Here is a 23,301-nt window from a genome sequence, read left to right as displayed (position 1 = left end):
TTATTTATTCAAACTTAAAATCCCCAAAATAATTGCTCCCAGTGAGGCGAGTCCGGTTGTGAAGCCTAATATAGTTTGAGCAGTATTACCTTTGCTTTCTGATTTTTTAGGAACATATATTTCGCTCCCTGGTTTAACCGAAGGATGGTTATTAAAGAAAAGGAACTTGCGTGTGCCTTTTACTGTTCCGTTAGGGTAAACCACATATGCACCGCGTCTCAGAGCATCCGGCCCATAGCCGCCGGCATTTGAAACAAAATCATTAAATGATTTCGATTTGTCAAATACCACCGCACTTGGATAAAGCACCTGTCCGTTAACACGTACAACCTGCTGCTGTTTAGGAACCCTTATAACATCGCCATTTTCCAGAAGCAGGTCGGTTTTTGATCCTGGCGATTTCAGGATCTTATCCAACTCAATACCTACATAGTTATTTCTTAGCTGCGTAGTATCGGTAGTTGTGTTTGTAGAGTCTTTATACGATCTTTTTAACCTGTTGATCCGGGCCGAGCGTTCAGCATTTACCGATGCAGTATCTGCTTTGTTTTTATCTATACCCAGTATTGCAAAATTATCGCGTTTTAACGAACCGCCTGCTGCATCGGCCGAGGCGGTAAGTCCGCCAGCCCTGGCAATCAGGTCGGATATTTTTTCGTTTTTACTTTTGATGGTGTAGGAGCCAGGGTATAAAACTTCGCCCTCAACCTTTACTGTTTTTTGCTTTTCATATCCGGGCAGGCTATATACCGAAACAATATCAAAGGGGGTAAGCACGAAGTTAGCGTCTGCCGGTTTCAGCTTGCCATCAATATTAACGCTAAAAACCTGCGACACTGAACTGTTTTTAGATGAAGGATCGGCATCGGTTATCCTCCGGGCTACTTCAATACGGTTTGTACTTGCGCCTTCGGCAAAACCGCCGGCTTTTAAAATCAGGTCTTCTACTTTCATGTTTTCTGAAAAAGCAAACTTCCCTGGTTTTCTTACATTGCCATTAATAGTAACGGTGTATTTATCCCTTAAATCAAATATGGATGAGATGTTAACAATATCTTCACGCTGCAACGGAATATTTACTGATTTGTTGATAACGTCCTTCACATTAAATCCTATTATTTCGGTGCTGTTATCCGGCTTTAGGCGGGTAATTGTACCCCGTTCGGTAAAAGCGTCTTCTTTTAATCCTGCAGCTTTGTCAATTAACTGCAGCAGTGTTAACCCGCTTTGTAGTTCATAATCACCGGGCCGAAAAACCGCTCCTTTTATTACAACCCGGTTTTCAAACCTGTATATAATAGATTCAATAGTATACTTATCGCCCCTTAACGGAATGTAGTTTTTATAATCGGCTTCCAATACATCCGTTATTTTGCGCTGCTGATCACTTACCTGCGATACTTTAATCCTCGCTGTATATGCGCTATCGGTAAAACCACCGGCATACGTTATAATGTTATCCAGGCTTTCCCCCGGTAAAACTTCAAACAAGGCAGGTATTTTAATCTCACCAACAAGCTGCACCCTGGTACGGTACGTTGGTACGCGCACAATGTCCTGATCCTGCAGGGTAATGTTGTTTTTCTGATCGCCTTTTAACAGGAAATCATAAACATCAAGGTGCCTGATAATACGGTTATTCCTGATAACCTCTATCTGCCTTAAGCTACCATTATCGTTAGGGCCTCCTGCCATATATAATGCATTAAAAACGGTAGCGAGCGAGGGCAGGGTATAAGTGCCTGGTTTAGCCACCTGCCCTATGATAATTACCTGGATACTGCGGATATTACCGAGGGTAACCTGTACGTTTGTACCGCGGCCAACCGCATAGTTGTTAGCTACAAGCCTGCTTTTTATCAAGGCCGTAGCTTGTTCGATAGTTTTACTGCCAACATTTAAAATGCCAACCCCCGGAATGTTTATATTTCCTTCGGGGGATACTTCAAGTTTCCAATTCACCAACGAGCTGCCGTAAACATTAATATTAAGCTGGTCATTAGGCCCAACAATATAATTTAGCGGGGTAGCCAGTTTAAGGTTGGGTTCAAATGAACTGTTTTTATTTTTAAAAATATCGGCACCAAAAATCTTGGGCTTTAAACTTTCAAATAAGTCTTTATTGGTGTAAAGGGTATCTGTAGTATCTGGTTTATAATTAAGTTGTCTGCCTTGCTGTGTTAGTGTTGAATCGGATTGGGTATTGGATGATTCATTGTTTTTAGCCCTTAATTTTTTTATACGAAGTTCTAACTTTTGAACCTGCGCGGCTGACATTCCCCGACTTTGAGCTTGCTGCAGTAACTCAGCATCGGTTAATCCTGATTTTTGAGCTTGCTGTAACAACTGAATCAGTTGCTGATCTGAAATATCGTCGACATTAATTGAGGAAATGTTTTGTAAATTGGTTTGGGCGGCAACATGAGCAACTGCTCCGAAACTGAGTATAGCAATTAAAAATATAAGAAAGCGAAGTCTGTTCATATGTGAAAGTTATCAGAGTAAAATAGTACCCCAATAAATGATATTATTTTCTGCAAAAGTAAACCAATTTCCCATTTCAGGGGGTAAAGTAATTTTTTTAATTTGTAGTATAACTGGTGTGTTGATCGATAAACTAAAAATTGGGGCTAAAATTGTTCATTAATTAAAAAAATAAGTAAAGTTAATCCTGGCATGTAAATTGAAACTCGAGCCATTTCTGTATTCATAATTCAATGTGTAAACAGGGGTAGCTTCGGCCGAGAGCAGGTAGTTTTTAAATTTATGATTAGCATAGAATGTACCTGCAAGATCTACCCAATGCAGGTTAAAAGTACCCTTGCCGGCAAAGGCCTGGTAATACAGGTCATTGTTATGTAACTGCCTTTCCAGCATAAGGCCATATGAGTTGTAGTTTTTGAGGTAACTTATATCAAAGATAAAACTGTTACCGCCCGGCCCGATTCCCGCACCTATGTATCTGCCATAATTGGTATAACCGTCTCTCGGGCTTTGCGAATGGATATACCATGAAGGTTCGTCACGCAGCAAATAGGTTGGAGCCCTTTGCAGCTGTGTTATTTCCGATTTAATTTGGATAAAGCCTCCCCGGCTAAGTTCAAACAATTTGCGTCCGCCAAAGGTATATGCTGATGAATGTTCGGGTTCCTGTAAAAAGTCAGAAATACTTCCCGTGCGGTCATTGCGAGCCCATTCAAAGTAAATTTCAGCTTTGTATAAAGGTAGCAGCTGCCTGATATTGAGTGCGTAAGCAAAATCCTGTTGGTCGCCGTTTTGTCCGTTGTTGATGTCATTAGCCTTAAGTGAAGAGCCGGTAATAACGGGAATTATTTTGCGGATAATGTTTTTATTATGATAAAGAGAGTCTTTGTCAAGATAGTCGTAAGCAGAAGCGCCAAGATATAAGCCCTTTAACCATTTAGGCTGCCAGTTGACACTGTAGGCCGAAATATACCTCGTAACTTTAGGCTTGGGGACATATAAATTGCTGCCGTATGTAAGTTTGCTTACGTCGTCCGGTGCAAAGCCCGATTGTTTTAGGTTGCCTCCTATGATCTGCCACTCAAATGAGCCAACCAGTGTTTTAACCGGTTTGGTTGAATTGAAGGTCCAATGGAAAAAGCCAGGGGCCGAGTTGCTCATCATGATTGAATTTCTTATTCCTGGTCCCCACCACAAATTTTCTGTAGATACGCCGGCTTCTATGCTTTTATACGCCAATGTAATTTTTGATTGCCCGGGATAAAGGTGTTTTAAAGAAGATATACCAAATCGTTCGGGCGCATCAATACCATTGATTTGGCTAAAGTAAGCACCCATGAGTGCCGGCGAATTGTTTCGGGCTTGTACATCGGCAAAAGTTGAAAAGTTTTTATTTTGCGCGTAAACCAGCTCAGGTTTTATCTGTACGTTGAGAATTCCGGCTTTTAACAAAAAGCCGCCGCTTAGCATGCTTTGATAGCCTGCATTTGGATACAATGACGAATTATTGTAGCCATAAGGACGGTTTACGTTGTATTCGTTTAACCAGTTAAACGGAAGGATGCGTAAACCCGATGGCATGCCCATGAAATTGAATTTTAGATACTCATGGCTCGAAATTAATGACTGAAGCGCAGGACCAGCAACAGTTGAGGTTAAAGGCCTGATAACAAATGATGATATACTGTCTGTATTTCCTGCTACCTGCTCCCTGCGTAATAGCTCCTCAGCATAGCTTCCAACGGTTACAGTTTGACTATAGCCTTTTAATGAAGCAGTTAAGGATAGTAAAATTAAAATATATAAGGATCGGATAGTTATACGGATGCTCATCAAAAAGAAAGGTTTAGGAAACTAATAAATTAACCAAATGGTAATATTAAAATATCTTTCTGTTAATATTAATCGGGGCATCAGTACACAGATGCCAGTCTTTAATCAATAGTTCGAGTTTTCTGATATTTCGATGGCAATTATCGGCTTTTTTTTGAAATTTCAAAACCTTTTTTAAAGTTTAATAAAAAAAATACAATTTGATTACCAATACGATTAATTCTGTTAAAACATTACAATGACGTTTAATTAATAAAAATTACTGCTTAAGCTGTGGTTCGTGCGCTGAAAATAACGTATTAAAATCAATACTTTGATATCTTGCTGCAGGCTGCTTTGATGCATATACCGCGGGCTTAACAAAAAAGCCGTTTCTTCAAAAAACGGCTTTTTTGTTTCTGATTGCGGATCTGGCTTCAGATCAGCAGGAATAATACTGCTGCTATAGTCGGTTTCAGTTTTTGTTTTTTTGTATAATTTAAGAATTTAACCGCGGCGAATGGGAGCCCCGGCTTTTTAGCAAAACACTTACCAATGCTAAAACCGCCAGTATCACGATTGCCCAGGGAGCTTGTTCTGCAATTTTATTTACAAATGCTGAAACAAAATTAGGCGTTTGGGTAACACGTTCCAGAATCCACGCGATGGCAACTATACCGGAGATGATAGCGCCCCCAATCCTGACATATTGGTAAAGCAGTGTTTGGCTTAACAAAATTAACCATGGAATGGTAATTAATACAACAAAAAGCTGCATGGCTTCAATGCCCAGGTTAAAGCCTAAAATACTTAGCGCCATAGTACCTGCATTCAATTTAAGGTTAGCCAATATGGCTGCAAATGCTAAACCATGTATTAAACCGAAACCCGCCGCCACATACATTTCTTTACCCGGAAAAATTGGTTTTACAGCATGAACTGCAGAAACCAGAATAGAAAATGCAATTAATATTTCTACCGGCTGTGCCGGTAACCTTAACCAGCCTAAAGCTCCGATCAGCAAAGTAATGGAGTGGCCGATTGTAAACGAAGTAACAATTTTCAATAATCTGAGGACACTGTATTTTGTGCCGCCAAATTGCCCCCACTGTCCGCCATTTATTAAAAGTGTGGCCGGCAATAACAATACAATCAAAAAAAGTAAATGATCAGTACCTTCTTTAATATGCTGCATACCTAATGCAAGCATACTTTTGAAACCTTTAAACCAGCTTCCCGGCTGCAAATTTATTTCCAGGGGATATATTACATTATCTTTCATACTCCGGCTGATGACCATTGCATCGGCGGAAGGGCCATTTAAATTTCCAGCTTCCCAATCGCTACGGATGGAGACAAGGGCGGCGTGGTTAATAACCTGATGCATGATCACATCATAATCAAGCATAAACTTCCGGGCACTTTCGCCAGGTTGAGGGGTGATACCAACGTGGGCAATTACCTCCCAATAATCCATACCATTTTCAATATATTTCCCCTTATCCATTTTCAGTGATTCTATTTCAACCTCCCATGGGGCTGTTTTTTTCAGATAGGCATGTATGTGTGCTTTGAGATATTCTTTTAACTGCGGACCAAATCTTTCAATAAGTGTTTCCGGATTTTTAGATATATCGTTACCAAAGGCAAGTTCCAGTTCTGATAGTGGCATTTGGAGTTCCAGTGCAACCCTGTTGGGACTTGCATCTAAAAAAACAAGCGTATTTGGTGTTTGATGTGCGCCGGAAACGGTTGGCCTTAATGCTGTAACAGCGAAGAAAATTCCAAAAATAAACAGCCGCCAGCTGCTTAACCGGCGGTTGTTCATTGAAAGTATGTAATGCATAATTTCTTTATAATTTGTTATAGACCTATGTAGTCACGGTTATGATCCCTCATCACAGTGTGATAATGTATCTGGTTGCTGATTACCACACCAGTTTGGCATATAAACTCTATCCAAACACTTGGCCCATCTATCCTGACATAATCTGTATTGGTTGTTAAAAATGAACTCGCGGAACCCGCAACACCTGAAGTATTGCTGGCATAACACACATAAGTATTAGCCAATTCGTTTTGATAAATGGTGGTAAAGGCCGCTGCCGAAGTAGCATCAAGATCATTGATCCATGGCATCATCGCCGCTAAAACTTTAGCCTGGGCCGCTGTACTTAAGGTACTTACCTGAACGCCTTGTTTGGTAGTTGGCATTGTATTGGTAGTAGACCCCGGAACCATCAGGCAATCAGAAAACGAGCCGGAAATTTTAGCAGATGCTAATTCAGAACTTGTAAACGATCCCAGCATATTTTGCATAGCAGTATGTTCAGATTCTATTGGCCCTGTATAGGTTGTACCGCCCGTGGTAAATGAACCTTTTGGCTCAACACCCTGGTGTAAGGGCGTAATGCTGGTAACAACCCCTGCATCATAAGTGATGTTTTGTGCGTAGTGGTGGCCACCAAATTGCAGCATCCACTTGCCGGTAGTAGTGGGCGTACCTAAAAACGCGATTATATAGTTGCCTGAAGAATAACCCGAGGCCATTGTTCCCAGGTAGTCGTCGGCCGCCAGGATTTGAGTAAATTCGTCATAGCCCTCTCCGGTTGTTGTACCCATGGCTGCTGCTGCTACGGCTTTTGCAGCTGCTAATTGTGTACTGGTCAGGCTGCTGAAAGCTAAACCATTTCTGCAGGAGAGACCACAGGGCAGATTTGACCATCTCAAAGCGTTGGTTTTATTTAAGGTCAGCACCACTGAGGCTTGTTGAGCGGTTGTCAGCGTTGCTAAAAACGCGTTGGCTAAGCAAACTACTTTTGATGCAATGGTTGTTGAGGTAGAGCAGCCGGTTGAGGTGCTTGCAGCATCTACAGTGACAGTAAAACTGCATGTTTGCCCGCCAAAGGTAATAGAAAATGAAGCGGTGCCGGTTGATGTTGGCGTACCGGCAATGGCGTATGTGATGTTACCCGCCCCGCTTGCTAATGTACCTGCCGCCAAAGTTGCCGTAAGACCGGTAACTCCTGTTGAGGAAATAGCCGTACCTGCAGTGTAAGCAGCGCCGTTGCCACCTGTATACGGTATTGTAGCGCTGCCGCTAAATACGGTATTAACAGTTGCTGTTGATGATACTACTGCCGAACCACAGGTTAAAGCCGAAACTGAAGCCGTGGTGGTGGTAGTTGTAGTGGTTGTGGTAGTCGTTGTTTGTTCGCTGCTTTTTTTACATGCTACCAGGATGCAAACTGTTATCAGCAAGCCTGCGCCGGATAAGAGTATTAACTTTTTCATGATCAAAGGGTGTTTAATGTTTCGTTTTTTTTTTGATCGAAAGTATCCTCAATTTTTCCGGGCAATAAATATTATCGATAAACAGGGCTTATATGATGGTGAACGGGCACTAACAGGGGAGTATTTTATGTAAAATGCGGGATGAGGCATTTATAAATACAGGTTTAGTACTATGCAAACTATTGTAATGTCGGGTTAATGTCGGCAATAAATACGCCCGTATTTATTGTATATTGGTAGTGTTAATTATAACATTGCGTCAGAATTTTACATAATCATGCAGCAACCAGACTTAGGCAAAAAGATTGCAAAACTTAGAAAAGCCAGGGGATTAACACAGGAGGAACTTGTTGAAAAGTGTAATTTAAATGTGCGTACGCTTCAAAGAATAGAAGCAGGAGAAGTAACGCCAAGAAGTTATACGGTAAAACTAATCTTCGCTGCCCTTGGTCACGAAGTTTACAACTCATTGCCCGGTACTGCTGAGCGGTCAGGTAAAACAACGGATCAGATTCGCGATATGATCCGTAAAGCCTGTAGTTACACACTCGATTTATTTAACCTAAAAACAAACGCAATGAAAAAACTAACAATTTTATCTGTCATCTTTTTAACCTTTTGTGCAGTAATATTTTCGGCTTGTTTGAGTTCCAGGAGGGTAGTTAATGACAAAAAAGCTTTGCTTGGTACCTGGCAAATCATGAACAATGGCGTTCCTGATACTACCTATGGGGGCCAGCCGGGGCAAATCAGGTATCAGACAATTACCGGTGATAGGTTTATGGTTACTGATATACAGTATTCAAAAAAGCAAATTTACGCAGCATTTTCCGGGTCATATACCTTAGACACTCAAAATAAAACTTATTCCGTATTGATTGAAGCCATTGGTGGACCAGGGTATGCCCAATATATGAACGGGAAAATAGGAACATTCAATTACCGGCTTAAAGATTCTTTACTGTACCTAAAAGGAAACGGTTATGATGAAGTCTGGAAAAGAGTGAGATAGGGAACCGATTGCGATAAGCATAGATAGCTAAGCCTCGCGATATATCAATAATCATCGTAAAATAACGGTATATCAAAAAGTTCAAACAAGTGCTTTATTATAAATATTTTAACTGTTATATAGATCCTGTTAATAAATTTTACATAAATCAATTAAACAATATTGATAACCAATTAATTGGCTTTAAGCTTTGTGCATTCTGCTTTAAGCTTTTATAATTTCAACAAATGGCACGTGTTTGGTGTTATGGATAAGAAAATACAACATCACTAACGCTAAACAACCCAAACATGTCAAAAAAAGTAGCCGAGCAGCTTGTAGAAATGCTGATACAGGCCGGCATCAAACGTATTTACGCCATTACCGGCGATAGTTTAAACGAACTTAATGATGCTGTACGCAGAACGCCCGAATTAAAATGGATCCACGTACGCAATGAAGAAGCAGGCGCTTTTGCAGCTTCGGCCGATGCGCAACTGAGCGGACTTGCCTGTTGTGCAGGAAGCAGTGGTCCCGGGCATGTGCACCTGGTGAATGGCCTTTATGATGCTCACCGGTCAGGAGCACCTGTTTTAGCCATTGCGTCTACCTGTGCTACTAAAGAGTTTGGCAGTAACTACTTCCAGGAAACCAATGTTATCAAGCTTTTTGACGATTGCAGTTATTATAACCAGGTGGCTGCCAACAATAAGCAAGTGCCTCGAATGGCACAGGCCGCTATCCAAACCGCTATTCAGCGCAAAGGTGTTGGCGTATTGGGTTTACCGGGCGATGTGGCAGGGGAGGATGCTGTTGAAATCGACTCATCGGTAAATAACTTTTTTTGCAAGGCCAACATCACCCCGGTATGGGAAGAATTAGTAAAACTGGCCGATTTGATCAATCGCCACCCCAAAGTTTGCATTTTTGGCGGGATAGGCTGTGCCGATGCTCATGATGAAGTGGTTGAACTGGCGGCACTGATCAAGGCGCCGGTTGGTTATTCGTTTCGTGGCAAAATGTTTTTGGAACATGATAACCCATACGAGGTAGGCATGACCGGCCTGCTTGGGTTACCTGCTGCCTATCATAGCATGCATGAAAGCGACCTGGTTATCCTCCTTGGAACCGATTTTCCTTATACGCCTTTCTATCCACAGGATAAAAAGATAGTGCAGATTGACATCAAGCCCGAAAACCTTGGTCGCCGGGCAAAACTAACGCTGGGGCTTTATGGCGATATAAAATCTACCGTTAAAGCATTGATCCCCCTAATTAAAGAAAAAACCGACAGCAGCTTTTTAGATGCACAATTGCATGTACATGCTAAAGTAAAAGAACAGCAGCAAGCCTATATTAAGGATTTTGGTGAACATGATGCTATTCATCCCGAAGCTTTAGCCGCTATTGTAGACGAATATGCTTCTGTTGATGCCATTTTTACCTGCGATACCGGGATGTGTAATGTTTGGAGTGCCAGGCATATCAGCGCTAATGGGCGGCGTTCGATGATCGGGTCGTTTGTTCATGGATCTATGGCCAATGCTATGCCGCATGCTATCGGCGCGGCGCTGGCCTGTCCCGAAAGGCAGGTGGTAGCCATGTGTGGTGATGGAGGGATTTCTATGTTGTTGGGAGATTTAGCCACTATTAAACAATATAATCTGCCTATAAAGATCATTGTATTTAATAACAGGAGCCTTGGCATGGTAAAGCTGGAAATGGAAGTAATGGGCCTGCCCGATTTCGAGGTTGACATGCACAATCCTGATTTTACTATGGTGGCCGAATCGATGGGTATAAAGGGGATTACTATCAATGACCCGCAGGACCTTGAACAAGGAATCGCTGAGGCTTTTGCACACACAGGACCAGTTTTAGTAAATGTTTATACCGATGGAACTGCCCTTGCCATGCCGCCGCATATCGAACTTAAAATGGTTAAAGGAATGGCCGTCTCCATGACCAAAATGATGCTTGGCGGGAAATTTGATGAGGTGTTGGCTACCGTAAAAGGTAATTATAAGCATCTGCCTGAAATATTTGATTAAATTATTGCACGAATACCTTGCAAATTCAACACAATTAAAACGAATTGCACGAATAGCTTTTTTGTGAAAATTCGTGTGATTCGTTTTAATTAGCAAAAATTCGTGTGAAATTCTTTATTCACATGTTTTTGATTAATACAACTATTTTAAAAGCGATTTCCCGATATGTAACTCAACCAAATTTCCCTACTTTTAAGCCCGTAATGGAAGCAAAAAATAACAAGAAAACCATTTGGGCCTGGTGCATGTTTGACTGGGCCAATCAGTCATATAACATCGTAATAACCTCTACCATATTCCCCGCGTATTTTGTGGAGGTTACCAAGTTCAATTCAAAAAATACCCAAATGGTAACCTTTTTGGGGCACAGGTATGTTAATACGGTTTTATCAAATTATATTCTTGGATTATCCTATCTCATAGTTGCTGCAATTTTGCCCATCCTCACTTCCATAGCCGATTACCGGGGCAATAAAAAATCATACCTGCAATTATTTACCTGGTTGGGTAGTTTGGCTTGTGCAGGCTTGTTTTTCTTTAAGCCCGGCAGTGGATTGGAAATTCCGATGCTTTGCTTTGGATTGGCTTCTATAGGTTATTGCGGTGGTTTTGTGTTTTATAACTCTTATCTCCCCCAAATAGCCACGCCCGATAGGCAGGACGCTGTAAGTGCCAAAGGTTTTATTTATGGATATGTAGGCAGTATTGTGGTGCAGGTACTTTGCTTTATCGTAGTGCTTGAACCTAATTGGTTCGGCATCACCGACGACTGGCTGCCGGCCCGGATCTCATTCCTGATGGTTTTTGTATGGTGGATAGGTTTTTCCATTATCCCGTTCCGCATGTTGCCGAAAGGGCAGCCCAATGCGGGCAAGCATAGTTATAACGTGCTTACCGGCGGCTTTAAAGAACTGGCAAAGGTTTTTGGCAAAGTGCGCAAAATGCCGCTTCTCAAACGCTTCCTGGTGTCGTTTTTCCTTTACTCGGTAGGCGTACAAACCATTATGCTGGTTGCGGCAAACTTTGCGGCCAAGGAATTACATATGCCCGATGCCGCCCTCATCTCAATAGTGCTTATTATCCAGGTTGTTGCTGTACCGGGTGCATTGATCGCCTCCAAATCATCGGAGAAATTCGGGAATGTGCGTACGCTGGTAGGTTTGGTGGCAATCTGGTCGGCCATTTGTTTGTATGCTTACTTTATCACCAATTCTACCCAGTTTTATGTGGCCGCGGTGATCATTGGTATTGTAATGGGAGGGGTACAATCCTTGTCGCGTTCAACCTACTCCAAATATTTGCCCGAAAATATCCCGGATACGGCTTCCTATTTCAGTTTTTATGATGTTACCGAAAAGCTTTCGATAGTGGTTGGCCTGTTTTGTTTTGGATTTGTAGAGGCTGTAACTAATGAAATGCGCGACTCGACACTTGCCCTTGACGGCTTTTTTGTGTTGGGGCTTATTATGCTCATCGTGCTGATGTTTACAGAAAATAAACTCCGCAAACAGCGTGTTGAAGTAGAAGCCTAAACAATTTGGCGGCAGGCTTGTACTATCAATAAATAAAAACATAAGCCATGATCCACACAGTAAACCACAACGTTACCGGCGATAACGGTACGCAAAGAAATATCATTATTGAGCCGGTGCTGCATCAATCAACAAATCATGAATTAAATTCAACCGGTTTGTACAAACTTTATAAAGGCGGTGCCGATGGTGAGGCCATCCTTTTTGAAGTACAGGAAATAGCCCCTGAAATTGGCGAGAGCAAACCCTTGCTTGATGATAAAAAGAACCCGGATTATTTGGGGCAGATCCGCTTTGAGGGCGATGTTACTTCTAAATGGCACTACTCGGAAGGCACTTTATCGAATTATGAACAGCAACAGGTGGTGGAGTTTATTCAAAATACAAATTAGTTAGTTTTTCTTTTTTCCTGCTGACATAGGGCTGTCACCATGGTTTGGTTACTTTGTATTGTAATCAAAAACAAAACATCAAAGCAATGGAAACTAACACAAATCAACAGTCAACAGAAACTGCAGCAGCATCTGTTTATACACCCGATCAACTTTTACAAAGCTGGCTTGGCCAGCGCCGGGTAACCCGCAGGGTTATCGACGCTTTTCCGGAGGATGCCTTATTTAATTATTCGATAGGTGGTATGCGCCCCTTTGCCGATATGGTTAAAGAGTTTATTAGTATGGGCGGGCCTTGTGTAAGAGGTGTTGTAACAGATAACTGGACACCAATTGCAGGTCTGGATCACCATACAGGTAAAATAGCAGCAACTACAAAGGCAGAACTGCTGCAACTTTGGGATGAGGCCACTGAGGAAATCAAAATCTATTGGGCCCAGATTACGCCCGAGCGTTTCCAGGAAACAGTATTGGCATTTGGCCAATACGAAGGATTAGTCAATTATATTTTACAGTACGTTATTGATAACGAGATCCATCACCGCGGCCAGGGCTATGTTTACCTTCGCACTTTAGGTATCGAACCGCCTGCGTTTTATGACAGGAGCTAAAAAGTATTTGAAGGGTAAGTGTTGTTTAATATGATGACACTTGCTCTTCATTTGGGATAGATAGTCTATTTAAACGCCTTTATGCCAATATATTAAAATCGGTTTGTCAATTAGATTTACCCATTAGTCCAGCAAGATTTCCTATTGAGGAAGACCTGCTCTTGCCATGAGAAAGCTGTCTGTAATGAAGCACCTCGCGCGCCGTCTTTACTTTTGGATGCTCTTTGATTATTTCTTCAAAATCGTTAAACTCGCCAAGGTTTTCTTTTTGTCTAAATAAGTCATCTTCATTTTTTCTATAAATCTCTCCCTTTTCAATCCTCATCATATTGCTTACCAAATCTGCTAAACTCAAGGCATTTACCTCGCCATTGATACTCAGAAAGTCCCATACAGCATGTTTAACAGCATCGTAACTGTCAAGCATTAAGATTTTTTCCCTTTTAGTTTTCGTTAGCATTTTATTAGTTAGAGGAATTTCATGTTTTAGACAATACTGTTTTATCCGGTCGTCAATAGTTGAGGGAGCAATGTCCAAAATATCATTTCTAAAACGATGAAATTCAGCTAATGTATTCTTGGCACTGCTTTGTGCTGAAAAAACATCACGATGCGCATCCTCAACAAGTGCTTGATGAGCTACGTATTTAAATATTTCCTTTAGTTTAACCAAGCTAAGTACTTCATCATGAGTTAGTAATTGAAAGTTGTTCTTTTGTTCTTCTAAAGTTTTTAATCTTTTAATTTCATCAATTAAAAACATCTCAAACTCAGGGCTTAACCAAGCACTAAATCTAATTGCAATATCTTTATGAGCATAAGTTCCTGCCCTTTCTCCGCTACGAGTGAAAATTCCAGTCGCATTAGTTAGTCGTATCCACTCTTGTGCCGATAGGCCATTCCTTTCTCTTGCAATTTTCATTGCTTGACTCAATTGAGTCTCCTGGTACTTTAAATTATTTTTCTTCTCCCAGACATTTAAAAATTCAAGTGTTTGTTTTGTTTTAAGCCAAGCATTTATAGACTTGCTATATTTATTCCACGCTTTATAAATATCTGTTAAACTAATGTAATCATCTCGGTCATCTGAAAATAGGCTGATCGAAGAACCTTGATAATTAATAACTAAATCTTTTTGCTCACTCATTTTGATATTTATTTTAGATTAACAAAGCATCGATGAGAGAACTTCAGGAAGGAAACCGAGAAACTCAAACAAATACTTATTAAGCATAAAATTAATTGAATATTTCATTTAATAATAGTTTGTTGAAAACATATATTATAGAGCACGAGTTATTCCAATTTTATTATCGACTTGTTTGTTGATACAATGAGAGACTTTTTTGCAGTTTCTAAAATTTGCATACATTTAGTGAGCAAATGGAAAATAAAAACACCAAAAAAACCATCCGCGCCTGGGCTTTCTTTGATTGGGCCAACTCAGCGTATAACCTTGTCATCACTTCAACCATTTTTCCGGCATACTATGTAGCCATCACAACTAACCATGCCAACGGCGATAGGGTCAACTTTTTTGGAAAAAGCTTTGTAAATACAGCACTTTCAGATTATGCTTTATCGGCCGCTTACCTGGTGATGGTATTGCTGCTGCCCATATTGTCATCAATAGCCGACTATAAAGGCAATAAGAAGATCTTCATGATGTTTTTTACCCTGCTTGGTTCGGCCGCTTGCTGCGCGTTGTTCAATTTTGATAAAGATCATTTGGAAATGGGGGTGATCTGCTTTGCCCTGGCAGCTATTGGTTACAGCGGTGGTTTTGTGTTTTACAATTCATACCTGCCCGAAATCGCCACTGTTGACATGCAGGATAATGTAAGTGCCAAAGGTTTCACCTATGGCTACATCGGCAGTGTACTGCTTCAGCTTATTTGTTTTTTATTTGTGCTGAAAGGGGAGTGGTTTGGTATTGTTGACAAAACCTTCGCGCCCCGATTGTCGTTTTTGCTGGTAGGCTTATGGTGGATAGGTTTTGCTATGATCCCGTTCAGCGTATTGCCTAAGGGCAGCCCGAATGCGCAAAGCCATAACCATCATATTATAAAAGGCGGTTTTATTGAATTGGGGCACGTTTGGAAAAAGGTGAAACAAATGCCGCTGCTAAAAAGGTTTTTGCCGTCGTTCTTTTTCTATTCTATGGGTGTGCAAACTATTATGCTGGTGGCAACCGGTTTTGCTGCTAAAGAGCTTAAAATGGAAACTCCGCAGTTGATCACTATCATTTTAATTATTCAATTGGTAGCTATTTTCGGAGCAACACTGATGTCGCGCCTGTCGGGTAAATATGGTAACGTAAGGATTTTAATTAGTGTGGTGATCCTGTGGATCGCGGTTTGTGTAGGAGCCTATTTTACCTATACACAAACACAGTTTTACATCATAGCAGTAGTGGTTGGTTTGGTGATGGGCGGCATCCAGTCTATGTCACGCTCAACCTATTCAAAATACCTGCCCGAAAATATTCCCGATACGGCCTCCTTTTTTAGCTTTTATGACGTTACCGAAAAATTAGCCATAGTAGGCGGGGTATTTAGCTTTGGTTTTTTTGAAGAAATAACAGGAAGCCCGCGAAATTCGGTTTTAGTACTGGGCGTATTTTTCATAATTGGCTTAATTTTATTGTTTTCTTTACTGCGTACCGAACAAAACATTAATAAAAATTCGGATTTTAGCGCCCGTTAACTAATTTGCGCCGATGAAGGTTGAGTTGTTCATACCGTGTTTTATAGATCAGTTGTTTCCCGCTACAGCTTTTAATACCGTAAAAGTGCTGGAAAAAGCAGGCTGTAAGGTTAGTTATAACCCGGCACAAACCTGTTGCGGTCAGCCGGCTTTTAATGCCGGTTTTTGGGATGATGCTAAAGAGGTGGGAAGCAAGTTTTTAAGTGATTTTTCGGAAGACAGTGTTATTGTTTCGCCCTCAGCTTCATGTACAGGCATGGTAAAAAATTATTATAACGATCTGTTTACCAATACGGCTGTACACAATAAATGCAGGGCCATTCAAGGAAATATCTACGAACTATCAGACTTTTTGGTAAATATCCTGGAGTTTGATTATTTCGGCGCCGAGCTTGATGGCAAGGCTGTTTATCACGATAGCTGCGCCGGCCTGCGCGAGTGTAAGATAAAAGACGAGCCCCGCCAGCTGCTCTCCAAGGTGCTTGGTCTCGAACTGCTTGACCTGAAAGACGGTGAAACCTGCTGCGGTTTTGGAGGCACCTTCGCCGTTAAGTTTGATGGCATTTCGACCGCGATGGCGCAGCAAAAGGTTAATAATGCCCTTGATGTTGGTGCCGAATACATTATCTCAACCGATACCTCATGCTTGATGCACATGCAGGGATATATTGATAAAAATAATTTACCTATTCAAACCATGCATATTGCCGATGTACTGGCTTTGGGTTGGGGGAATGTGTAAGCTGTTTAAAAATATATAAAGCCGTCATTGCGAGGCACGAAGCAATCCCCAAGAGGCAGATCCGCTAAGCAAATCCGCCCTGTACAGTCAGGGATTGCTTCGTGCCTACCCATGACAACTTAAAACGGGTGTCATGCTGAGCCTGTCGAAGCATGGTGGGTAGGCCTCTGCGCGCGAGTCTTCGACAGGCTCAGACTGACGGACCCTCTTTTGCCATTTCACCATCAGAGGCCTCCGGATTTAAACACTTTTAATGACGTGATTGTAAGTTGTTGATTATTAAGTATATTTTTTTTGATGAATTTTATAACATGGGCGTTGCCTGCGGCCCGGGCTTTCCGTTGCAAGTCCTCGCCTTTCCTGCCCGCAATCCTACTACGCGCTCCGGGCTTTACACTGCAATCCCTAACGCGGCCCACGCGCAACACCGCTAAAATATATTTTACATGTCATTACGTTTTTTTCAGGGCTTCCCTGATGGTTACTCGCAATGACGTGGCGGATATAGTAGTCTCATTTAATCGTTTTTAAATAGTTTCAAAGAAACAGCTATTCTTTGATTAGTTTCAACTTCAAGGTATCATCATATACTTTGGTATCCCATTGCATTTGTTTACCGTTGTAGTTGCTGATCTTTACCTTTGTTGTATCTCGTTTTGTACCTCCGTCAAAAACAATGTCGAACGTTTTTTCGCCTGTCTGGTATATGTATTGACCAAACCATGCGCGGTTAGCCTCAAAAACATAAGGGTTGGCACAAAATGCAATCCGGCCGCCGTCTTCTATATAAACGTAGCACCAGTTTTGCGCACCGTTCATCCATTCGTTTTTACCCACGGGTTTGCCGTTCCTGATAAGCTCATCTATTTTCCATTTTCCTGCAAAGGCCGATGGGGGAACGGCTGCTACATAACGGTAAATACTATAAAACGCAAGACCGATTACTAAAAGTTTTAAAACTGGTTTTGCAAAACTTAGCCTTAAGGGCGGTATAGTTACGTCTTTAAATAAAACAGGTTTAATATCCGGCCATCGTAGTAGTAAAAGGTATAACAATCCGGTAGTTATAATGATTGAGTTCATAAATGCCCCCACGGCTATATTATAAAAAGCATTGATTAGTACAATGTTTAACATTATGGGTAATAATATGCAGGTGCCCAGCAAGGTAGTACGCCTGAATAAAAGCATGATGGCGCCACCAATCTGAAGTAAACCGAGTATAACCGCGAAAGAATAGGAGTGCCCAAAATAATTCCAGGTGAGGTCGAAGCCGTTTAACTTGCCTACAGGCGTGTTATCCCTCATGTAAACGTGTCCAAACTGCGTTTTCAGGATCTTGGCAAAGCCATAAGCCGACACTTGGAAGGCAAGGAAGTACCGCATAACGCCCCGCAGAAACGCGTGCCTTATTCCTGAATTAAATCCTTCCTTTTTACTTTTTTGATGCCAATAAATGGAATAAATCACCGAAAGGATGCATATTCCAATAATGATCCAGGTGAAAGTCATTGCGAAGGACAGGTCACCAAAAGAACTAAACAGTTTATAAAGCAAAGCGCCCCACATCATCATTAAACAATCGTAGATAGCTACGAGCAGATACAGGCATTCAAGGAACTTGGCAAACCAATAGGAGCGGGGTGTGGTATTCATAGCTTATTTGCGCTCAATATCCAGGATAGCTCCTTCTTTGGCCATTTCCACAAGGAACGGCTTGGCAATACCTTGCTGGGCGTTATCATAGGCGGTATCACCCTTTGCCGCGATATCATCAAGGCCCTCTTCACGGTCCGATTCATATTTGTTTAAGGCCAGGTAAACAGAATCGCCGGAAACCTTATTCACCTTGTAAAGGGTATAGTGATCGTTTTTAAGTTTGATGTGAAACACATCGTTTTTTTGAGGCGATAAAACCCATTGGTTTACTTTTTTTGCTTTCTGCTTTTCGCTGATATAAAAAAATATCGAACCGATAACGATCAGGAAACAGCCTGCAAATGTCCACACAGGTATTGTAGTTTGAGATTTTATATTATCATAGCTTAATTTGAGCGAGGCGGGCATTTCCTTAAGCTTCAAAACCTGCCTGCAATGGAGGCATTGGGATACGCCTGTTTTACCTATCGGGAAAAACGGGATCCAGAAAATATGCGCCCAGCGTTGAAATACATTCATCTGGATACTGTTGGTTGTATTGCAGTTTGGGCAGATGTCGCTTGTTATTTCAGCTTTTAATAGTTTCGCTTTGGTGCCGTATATGATCATGGTATGGGTGGTTTAGGGTTTACGTTTATCCGCAGTGAAAATAGGTAAATTACCAGGATTATGAAAATACCGAGCTTATAAAGAGGCTCTTGTTTATAGAAAAACTAAAGCAACGATGGTGGCACTGTTTTGTCAGTGGGTATTGGCAAGACGCTCTGCAGGTTCAAAAAAACTCAAAAAAACATCAAAAAAAGCCGAAAATAAAAGTAAGTCCTTAAGTGATGAATTTATACTCCTTAAAGTTTTAGTTATTGATAATCAAATATTTATCGATGTTTCAGGTGAAATGTTAAAGATTTGATTATCAATATGTTTCATAAAAAGCATGTTTTGCGTTTCACTCTCAAAAAGTGGGACATTTTAAAAACGCGGCGAAAGCGAAATCAATTTTATTTGGGGAATGGCGATTTTGGGACACCCATAATTTTACAATTACTTTTTACCTTGAAGTGAAATTGCTGAAATAGGCATTTCTTTAAAAAACATTATCTTTGCCGATTGAAATGAACAAGAAAGTCGCTTTTTACACTTTAGGCTGCAAGCTGAATTATTCAGAGACCTCATCCATTGGTCGGCTGTTTAACCAGGCCGGTTATGATACGGTAAATTTTACCGAAACACCGGATGTTTTTGTGATCAATACCTGCTCGGTAACTGACAATGCCGATAAAAAGTGTAAGAAGATTGTTAAAGAGGCGCTTAAAATTTCACCTAATGCCTACGTAACCATAGTAGGTTGCTACGCACAGCTAAAACCACAGGAAATTGCCGAAATCCCTGGCGTAGATATGGTACTTGGCGCTGCCGAAAAATTCCAGATTGTTGATCACATTACCGATTTAACCAAAAGGCCAAAGGCGCTGGTGCTTAATCAGCCCGTGTCTGAAGCTAATGAGTTTGTACCCGCATATTCTTTTGGCGACCGTACCCGTACTTTCCTGAAAGTGCAGGATGGCTGCGATTATTCCTGTACGTTTTGTACCATTCCACTGGCCCGCGGCGCCAGCAGGAGCGATACCATTGAAAATGTTGTAGCGCAGGCAAAGCAAATTGCTGAGTCGGGTGTAAAAGAAATTGTGCTTACCGGCGTAAACCTTGGCGATTTCGGGATCCGGAACGGTAAACGCGAAGACAAGTTTTTTGATTTGGTTAAGGCCCTTGATGAGGTAGAAGGTATCGACCGTTTCAGGATCTCATCTATCGAGCCTAACCTGCTTACCGACGAGATCATTGCTTTTGTAGCTGCTTCAAAACGTTTCGTGCCACATTTTCATATCCCGCTGCAATCAGGTTCGGATAAGATCCTGGGGCTGATGCGCCGCCGTTACAAGCGCGACCTTTACGTTAACCGCGTTGCCAAAATAAAAGAGCTGATGCCCGATTGCTGCATCGGTGTAGACGTGATCGTTGGTTTTCCCGGCGAAACAAGGGAGGATTTTATCGATACCTATAACTTCCTCAACGAACTTAATATATCATACCTGCACGTATTTACTTATTCGGAAAGGGAAAATACCCTGGCAGCCCAGATGACTGGCGCGGTCCCCGGCTCTGCACGCGGGGAAAGGAGTAAAATGCTGCATATCCTGTCAGACAAAAAGCGCCGTGCTTTTTATGAAAGCCAGCTCGGTAAAAACCAGGAAGTTTTATTTGAGGGTGATATCAAAGATGGCTTTATGCACGGCTTTACCCGTAACTATGTGAAAGTACGCACCAAGTATGATCCTGTACTGGTGAACGAATTAAAAACGGTGCACCTAACAAATATTTCACCTGATGGTGATGTTGAAATAACAGAAGGCGAAGAAATATTTGTGCATTAAATTCTATATTCGCCTAAAATATAACCTATGTTTCCAACGCTTACATCGTTACTGAAATACCTTTTTGGTTTTAATCTTCCTTTGCCTATACAAACCTTTGGCTTTTTTGTAGCGATAGCTTTTGTAGGCGCTTACTGGGCGTTTGGCCAGGAGTTTAAACGTAAAGAAGCGTTGGGTGTTATCCATACTTTTAAAAAACGGGTTACTATCGGGTTGCCGGCTTCAAATGCCGAGCTTGCGGGAAATGGTGTTTTTGGCTTCATATTAGGCTATAAAATTGTTGACTGTATTCTCAATTACCAGGCTCTTATAGATAACCCGCAGGAGTTTTTGTTATCCCTGCGAGGCAACTGGATAGGTGGGATCCTTGGAGCAGCAGCGTTTGCTTACTGGGCCTGGTATGAAGCACAAAAACAAAAGCTCGACAAGCCGGTAACCAAAGACGTTGACGCACATCCACATGAATTGCTGGGCAGTATATTGCTTTGGGCAGCGGTATTCGGTTTTGCGGGCGCTAAACTCTTCAATGGGCTTGAAAACTGGGGCGATTTCATGAAAGATCCGGTTGGTATGCTGATAGGTACCAGCGGATTTACCTTTTACGGTGGTCTGATCTGCGGTGGCGCGGCAGTACTCTATATTGCTAACAAACACGGCATTAAACCGCTGGATATGCTTGATATCGGCGGCCCGGGCATGATGCTGGCTTATGCATTAGGCCGTATCGGCTGCCAGATGAGTGGTGATGGTGATTGGGGTATAGTTAATCTGGCGCCAAAGCCTCATTGGTTAAGCTGGGCACCTGATTGGATGTGGAGCTTTAAATTTCCGCACAACGTGAACGACGAAGGTGTGCAAATGGTAAATTGCATGGGCAAATTTTGTCATGAACTGCAATATCCGGTTTATCCAACTTCATTTTATGAATCTGTAATTTGTTTATTACTGTTCTTTGTATTGTGGAAAATAAGGCACATTTTTAAAGCTCCGGGCGTTTTGTTTGGTATATACATGATATTAGCAGGTGTTGAGCGTTTCTTTATTGAGCTCATCAGGGTTAATACAAAGTATGTTGTTGCGGGTGTTTCATTTACCCAGGCCGAAATGATCTCTGTGATCATGGTTTTAGGTGGTATTACACTTATTGTAACCGGATTAAACAAAGAAAAGAAAGCGCTGGGCACAACAAATGGCTGATAACAAATCAAAAGGCAGTTTAATCCATAACCAGGTATTCAGATTTGTAGTTTCGGCCGGTGCCGGTTTTTTGGTGGATGTTTCGGCGTTTTATCTTTTTTACCACAACCTGCTAATACAGCATACTTATAGGATATTCGGGCTTACCGTTCGTAACTATACCGTATCATTGGCATTATCGTTTTTTATGGGAGTTGTAGTTAATTTTTTAATTACCCGTTACATGGTGTTCAATGAATCTAAATCCGCGCCGCGCAAGCAGTTTTTTCGCTTTGTAACGGTGGCTATAATCGGTTTCTTCGCCAACTTATCAGTTGTAAAAATATTGATCCAAACTTGCAGCTTTAACCCTACAGTAGCACGGATCTCGGCTGCATTAAGCTTGTTCTTCGCCAGCTTTTTTATCCATAAAGTTTTTTCATTTAGCTTATCATTAAAACGTAACCATGCAAACAGCGAACATCATAAACCAGGTAATTGAAGTTTCAAAACAGGCGGGTGATTTCATCAGGCAGGAACGTAAAGCATTTGATCCTGATAAGATAGAATATAAAGGCCTCAACGATATGGTATCCTACGTTGATAAAACCGCCGAAGAAACTATAGTAAAAGGCCTGAGCAAGATTTTGCCTGAAGCAGGGTTCATCACCGAAGAAAAGACAACCACCAAAATTGGCGAGCGTTACAACTGGATCATTGACCCTCTGGATGGTACTACCAATTTCATTCATGGAGTACCCGCTTTTTCAGTAAGTATTGCTTTAAAAGAATACGATGAGCTGATAGCCGGCGTGGTATATGAAATAAACCTTGACGAATGCTTTTACGCCTGGAAGGATGCACCTGCATACCTGAACGGTAAAGAGATCAGCGTAAGTAAAAACAAAACAATAGGCACCAGCTTATTGGCAACCGGGTTCCCATATTACGATTTTACCAAGCAGGCTGCCTATATCGAATTGTTTACAGAACTGATGCGCAGCAGTCATGGCTTACGCCGCTTGGGTTCTGCCGCCGTTGACCTGGCTTATACCGCCTGTGGTCGTTTTGATGCTTTTTATGAGTATAACCTCAACGCCTGGGATGTTGCCGCCGGTATAGTGATTGTAAAACAAGCCGGGGGAGAAGTGGTCAATTTTAAAGGTGGCCCTGAAGTGTTGGACACCCGTGAGTTATTGGCAACCAATGGGAAGATAACGGAGGAGATGTTGCAGGTGATTGGGAAGTATTTTAAGTAGTTTTATCTTTGCGATTTCACCGATTTTTAGACGGGAAATTCTTTTACTCTGGCGCGAGTATGAAGGATGAGACTAAAACGCGGGCTACTCGTGACTCTTCGAGCTAATAGCAAGTAATGTGTGGTTAATGAATAAAAGGCAAAAGCCCCTCATTTTCATG

The 23,301-nt window shown here is 41.6% G+C and carries 19 protein-coding genes; 12 read left to right on the top strand and 7 right to left on the bottom strand.

Annotated elements, in window-relative coordinates:
- The 4 genes from MusilaSJ_RS05155 to MusilaSJ_RS05140 all read right to left on the bottom strand — a co-directional run bounded on the left by MusilaSJ_RS05155 (position 1) and on the right by MusilaSJ_RS05140 (position 7,590).
- The gene (locus MusilaSJ_RS05155) at positions 1-2,484 is read right to left on the bottom strand and encodes an SLBB domain-containing protein (RefSeq protein ID WP_274988985.1); all 2,484 of its coding nucleotides are present in this window, start codon (positions 2,482-2,484) and stop codon (positions 1-3) included.
- A 159-nt stretch (positions 2,485-2,643) separates the two neighbouring features.
- Positions 2,644-4,317 (bottom strand): capsule assembly Wzi family protein, encoded by a 1,674-nt coding sequence (locus MusilaSJ_RS05150; RefSeq protein WP_274988984.1) that lies wholly within the window; start codon positions 4,315-4,317, stop codon positions 2,644-2,646.
- A 478-nt stretch (positions 4,318-4,795) separates the two neighbouring features.
- Positions 4,796-6,142, bottom strand: a complete 1,347-nt coding sequence (locus MusilaSJ_RS05145) for a HupE/UreJ family protein (RefSeq protein ID WP_274988983.1) — start codon at positions 6,140-6,142, stop codon at positions 4,796-4,798.
- Positions 6,143-6,159: 17 nt separating this feature from the next.
- Positions 6,160-7,590 (bottom strand): DUF3500 domain-containing protein, encoded by a 1,431-nt coding sequence (locus tag MusilaSJ_RS05140; protein ID WP_274988982.1) that lies wholly within the window; start codon positions 7,588-7,590, stop codon positions 6,160-6,162.
- A 277-nt stretch (positions 7,591-7,867) separates the two neighbouring features.
- Here MusilaSJ_RS05140 and MusilaSJ_RS05135 point away from each other — a divergent pair, with 277 nt between their 5' ends.
- The 5 genes from MusilaSJ_RS05135 to MusilaSJ_RS05115 all read left to right on the top strand — a co-directional run bounded on the left by MusilaSJ_RS05135 (position 7,868) and on the right by MusilaSJ_RS05115 (position 13,167).
- Entirely contained in the window at positions 7,868-8,602 is a 735-nt protein-coding gene (locus MusilaSJ_RS05135; RefSeq protein WP_274988981.1) for a helix-turn-helix domain-containing protein, read from the top strand.
- A gap of 290 nt (positions 8,603-8,892) precedes the next feature.
- Positions 8,893-10,632, top strand: a complete 1,740-nt coding sequence (locus tag MusilaSJ_RS05130) for a thiamine pyrophosphate-dependent enzyme (RefSeq protein ID WP_274988980.1) — start codon at positions 8,893-8,895, stop codon at positions 10,630-10,632.
- 203 nt (positions 10,633-10,835) lie between these two features.
- Complete coding sequence (locus MusilaSJ_RS05125; RefSeq protein WP_274988979.1) at positions 10,836-12,164, top strand: MFS transporter; 1,329 nt, start codon at positions 10,836-10,838, stop codon at positions 12,162-12,164.
- Positions 12,165-12,211: 47 nt separating this feature from the next.
- Positions 12,212-12,556, top strand: a complete 345-nt coding sequence (locus MusilaSJ_RS05120) for a hypothetical protein (RefSeq protein ID WP_274988978.1) — start codon at positions 12,212-12,214, stop codon at positions 12,554-12,556.
- Positions 12,557-12,642: 86 nt separating this feature from the next.
- Positions 12,643-13,167: a DinB family protein gene (locus tag MusilaSJ_RS05115; protein WP_274988977.1), complete on the top strand. Its 525-nt coding sequence runs from the start codon at positions 12,643-12,645 to the stop codon at positions 13,165-13,167.
- Between the two features lie 106 nt (positions 13,168-13,273).
- On the opposite strand, the gene MusilaSJ_RS05110 is transcribed toward MusilaSJ_RS05115, so the two are convergent.
- Positions 13,274-14,314, bottom strand: coding sequence for a KilA-N domain-containing protein (locus tag MusilaSJ_RS05110; RefSeq protein ID WP_274988976.1), 1,041 nt, complete (start codon positions 14,312-14,314; stop codon positions 13,274-13,276).
- Between the two features lie 236 nt (positions 14,315-14,550).
- Between MusilaSJ_RS05110 and MusilaSJ_RS05105 the strand changes: the two genes are divergently transcribed.
- Together MusilaSJ_RS05105 and MusilaSJ_RS05100 are read left to right on the top strand one after the other, a co-directional pair.
- A complete protein-coding gene (locus MusilaSJ_RS05105; RefSeq protein ID WP_274988975.1) occupies positions 14,551-15,873 on the top strand; it encodes an MFS transporter in 1,323 nt (440 codons plus the stop codon).
- Between the two features lie 13 nt (positions 15,874-15,886).
- Positions 15,887-16,615, top strand: a complete 729-nt coding sequence (locus tag MusilaSJ_RS05100) for a (Fe-S)-binding protein (RefSeq protein WP_274988974.1) — start codon at positions 15,887-15,889, stop codon at positions 16,613-16,615.
- A 549-nt stretch (positions 16,616-17,164) separates the two neighbouring features.
- Here the strand turns inward: MusilaSJ_RS05100 and MusilaSJ_RS05095 are convergent.
- Together MusilaSJ_RS05095 and MusilaSJ_RS05090 are read right to left on the bottom strand one after the other, a co-directional pair.
- A complete protein-coding gene (locus tag MusilaSJ_RS05095; protein ID WP_274988973.1) occupies positions 17,165-18,271 on the bottom strand; it encodes a hypothetical protein in 1,107 nt (368 codons plus the stop codon).
- Positions 18,272-18,274: 3 nt separating this feature from the next.
- Complete coding sequence (locus MusilaSJ_RS05090; RefSeq protein ID WP_274988972.1) at positions 18,275-18,883, bottom strand: hypothetical protein; 609 nt, start codon at positions 18,881-18,883, stop codon at positions 18,275-18,277.
- Between the two features lie 115 nt (positions 18,884-18,998).
- Here MusilaSJ_RS05090 and MusilaSJ_RS05085 point away from each other — a divergent pair, with 115 nt between their 5' ends.
- The 5 genes from MusilaSJ_RS05085 (at position 18,999) to MusilaSJ_RS05065 (ending at position 23,141) form a co-directional block, all read left to right on the top strand.
- Complete coding sequence (locus MusilaSJ_RS05085) at positions 18,999-19,184, top strand: hypothetical protein (protein WP_274988971.1); 186 nt, start codon at positions 18,999-19,001, stop codon at positions 19,182-19,184.
- 202 nt (positions 19,185-19,386) lie between these two features.
- Positions 19,387-20,706, top strand: coding sequence for a tRNA (N(6)-L-threonylcarbamoyladenosine(37)-C(2))-methylthiotransferase MtaB (gene mtaB, locus MusilaSJ_RS05080; RefSeq protein WP_274988970.1), 1,320 nt, complete (start codon positions 19,387-19,389; stop codon positions 20,704-20,706).
- Between the two features lie 27 nt (positions 20,707-20,733).
- A complete protein-coding gene (locus MusilaSJ_RS05075) occupies positions 20,734-21,903 on the top strand; it encodes a prolipoprotein diacylglyceryl transferase (protein ID WP_274988969.1) in 1,170 nt (389 codons plus the stop codon).
- Positions 21,896-22,384 (top strand): GtrA family protein, encoded by a 489-nt coding sequence (locus tag MusilaSJ_RS05070; RefSeq protein ID WP_090525262.1) that lies wholly within the window; start codon positions 21,896-21,898, stop codon positions 22,382-22,384. Before MusilaSJ_RS05075 ends, MusilaSJ_RS05070 begins: the two co-directional genes overlap by 8 nt.
- Positions 22,350-23,141: an inositol monophosphatase family protein gene (locus MusilaSJ_RS05065; RefSeq protein ID WP_274988968.1), complete on the top strand. Its 792-nt coding sequence runs from the start codon at positions 22,350-22,352 to the stop codon at positions 23,139-23,141. Before MusilaSJ_RS05070 ends, MusilaSJ_RS05065 begins: the two co-directional genes overlap by 35 nt.
- Positions 23,142-23,301 lie beyond the last annotated feature (160 nt).

It is taken from the genome of Mucilaginibacter sp. SJ (assembly GCF_028993635.1).
Classification (GTDB): domain Bacteria; phylum Bacteroidota; class Bacteroidia; order Sphingobacteriales; family Sphingobacteriaceae; genus Mucilaginibacter.
Note: the sequence above shows the minus strand (reverse complement) of the source record. Positions and strands in the feature narration are given on the sequence as shown.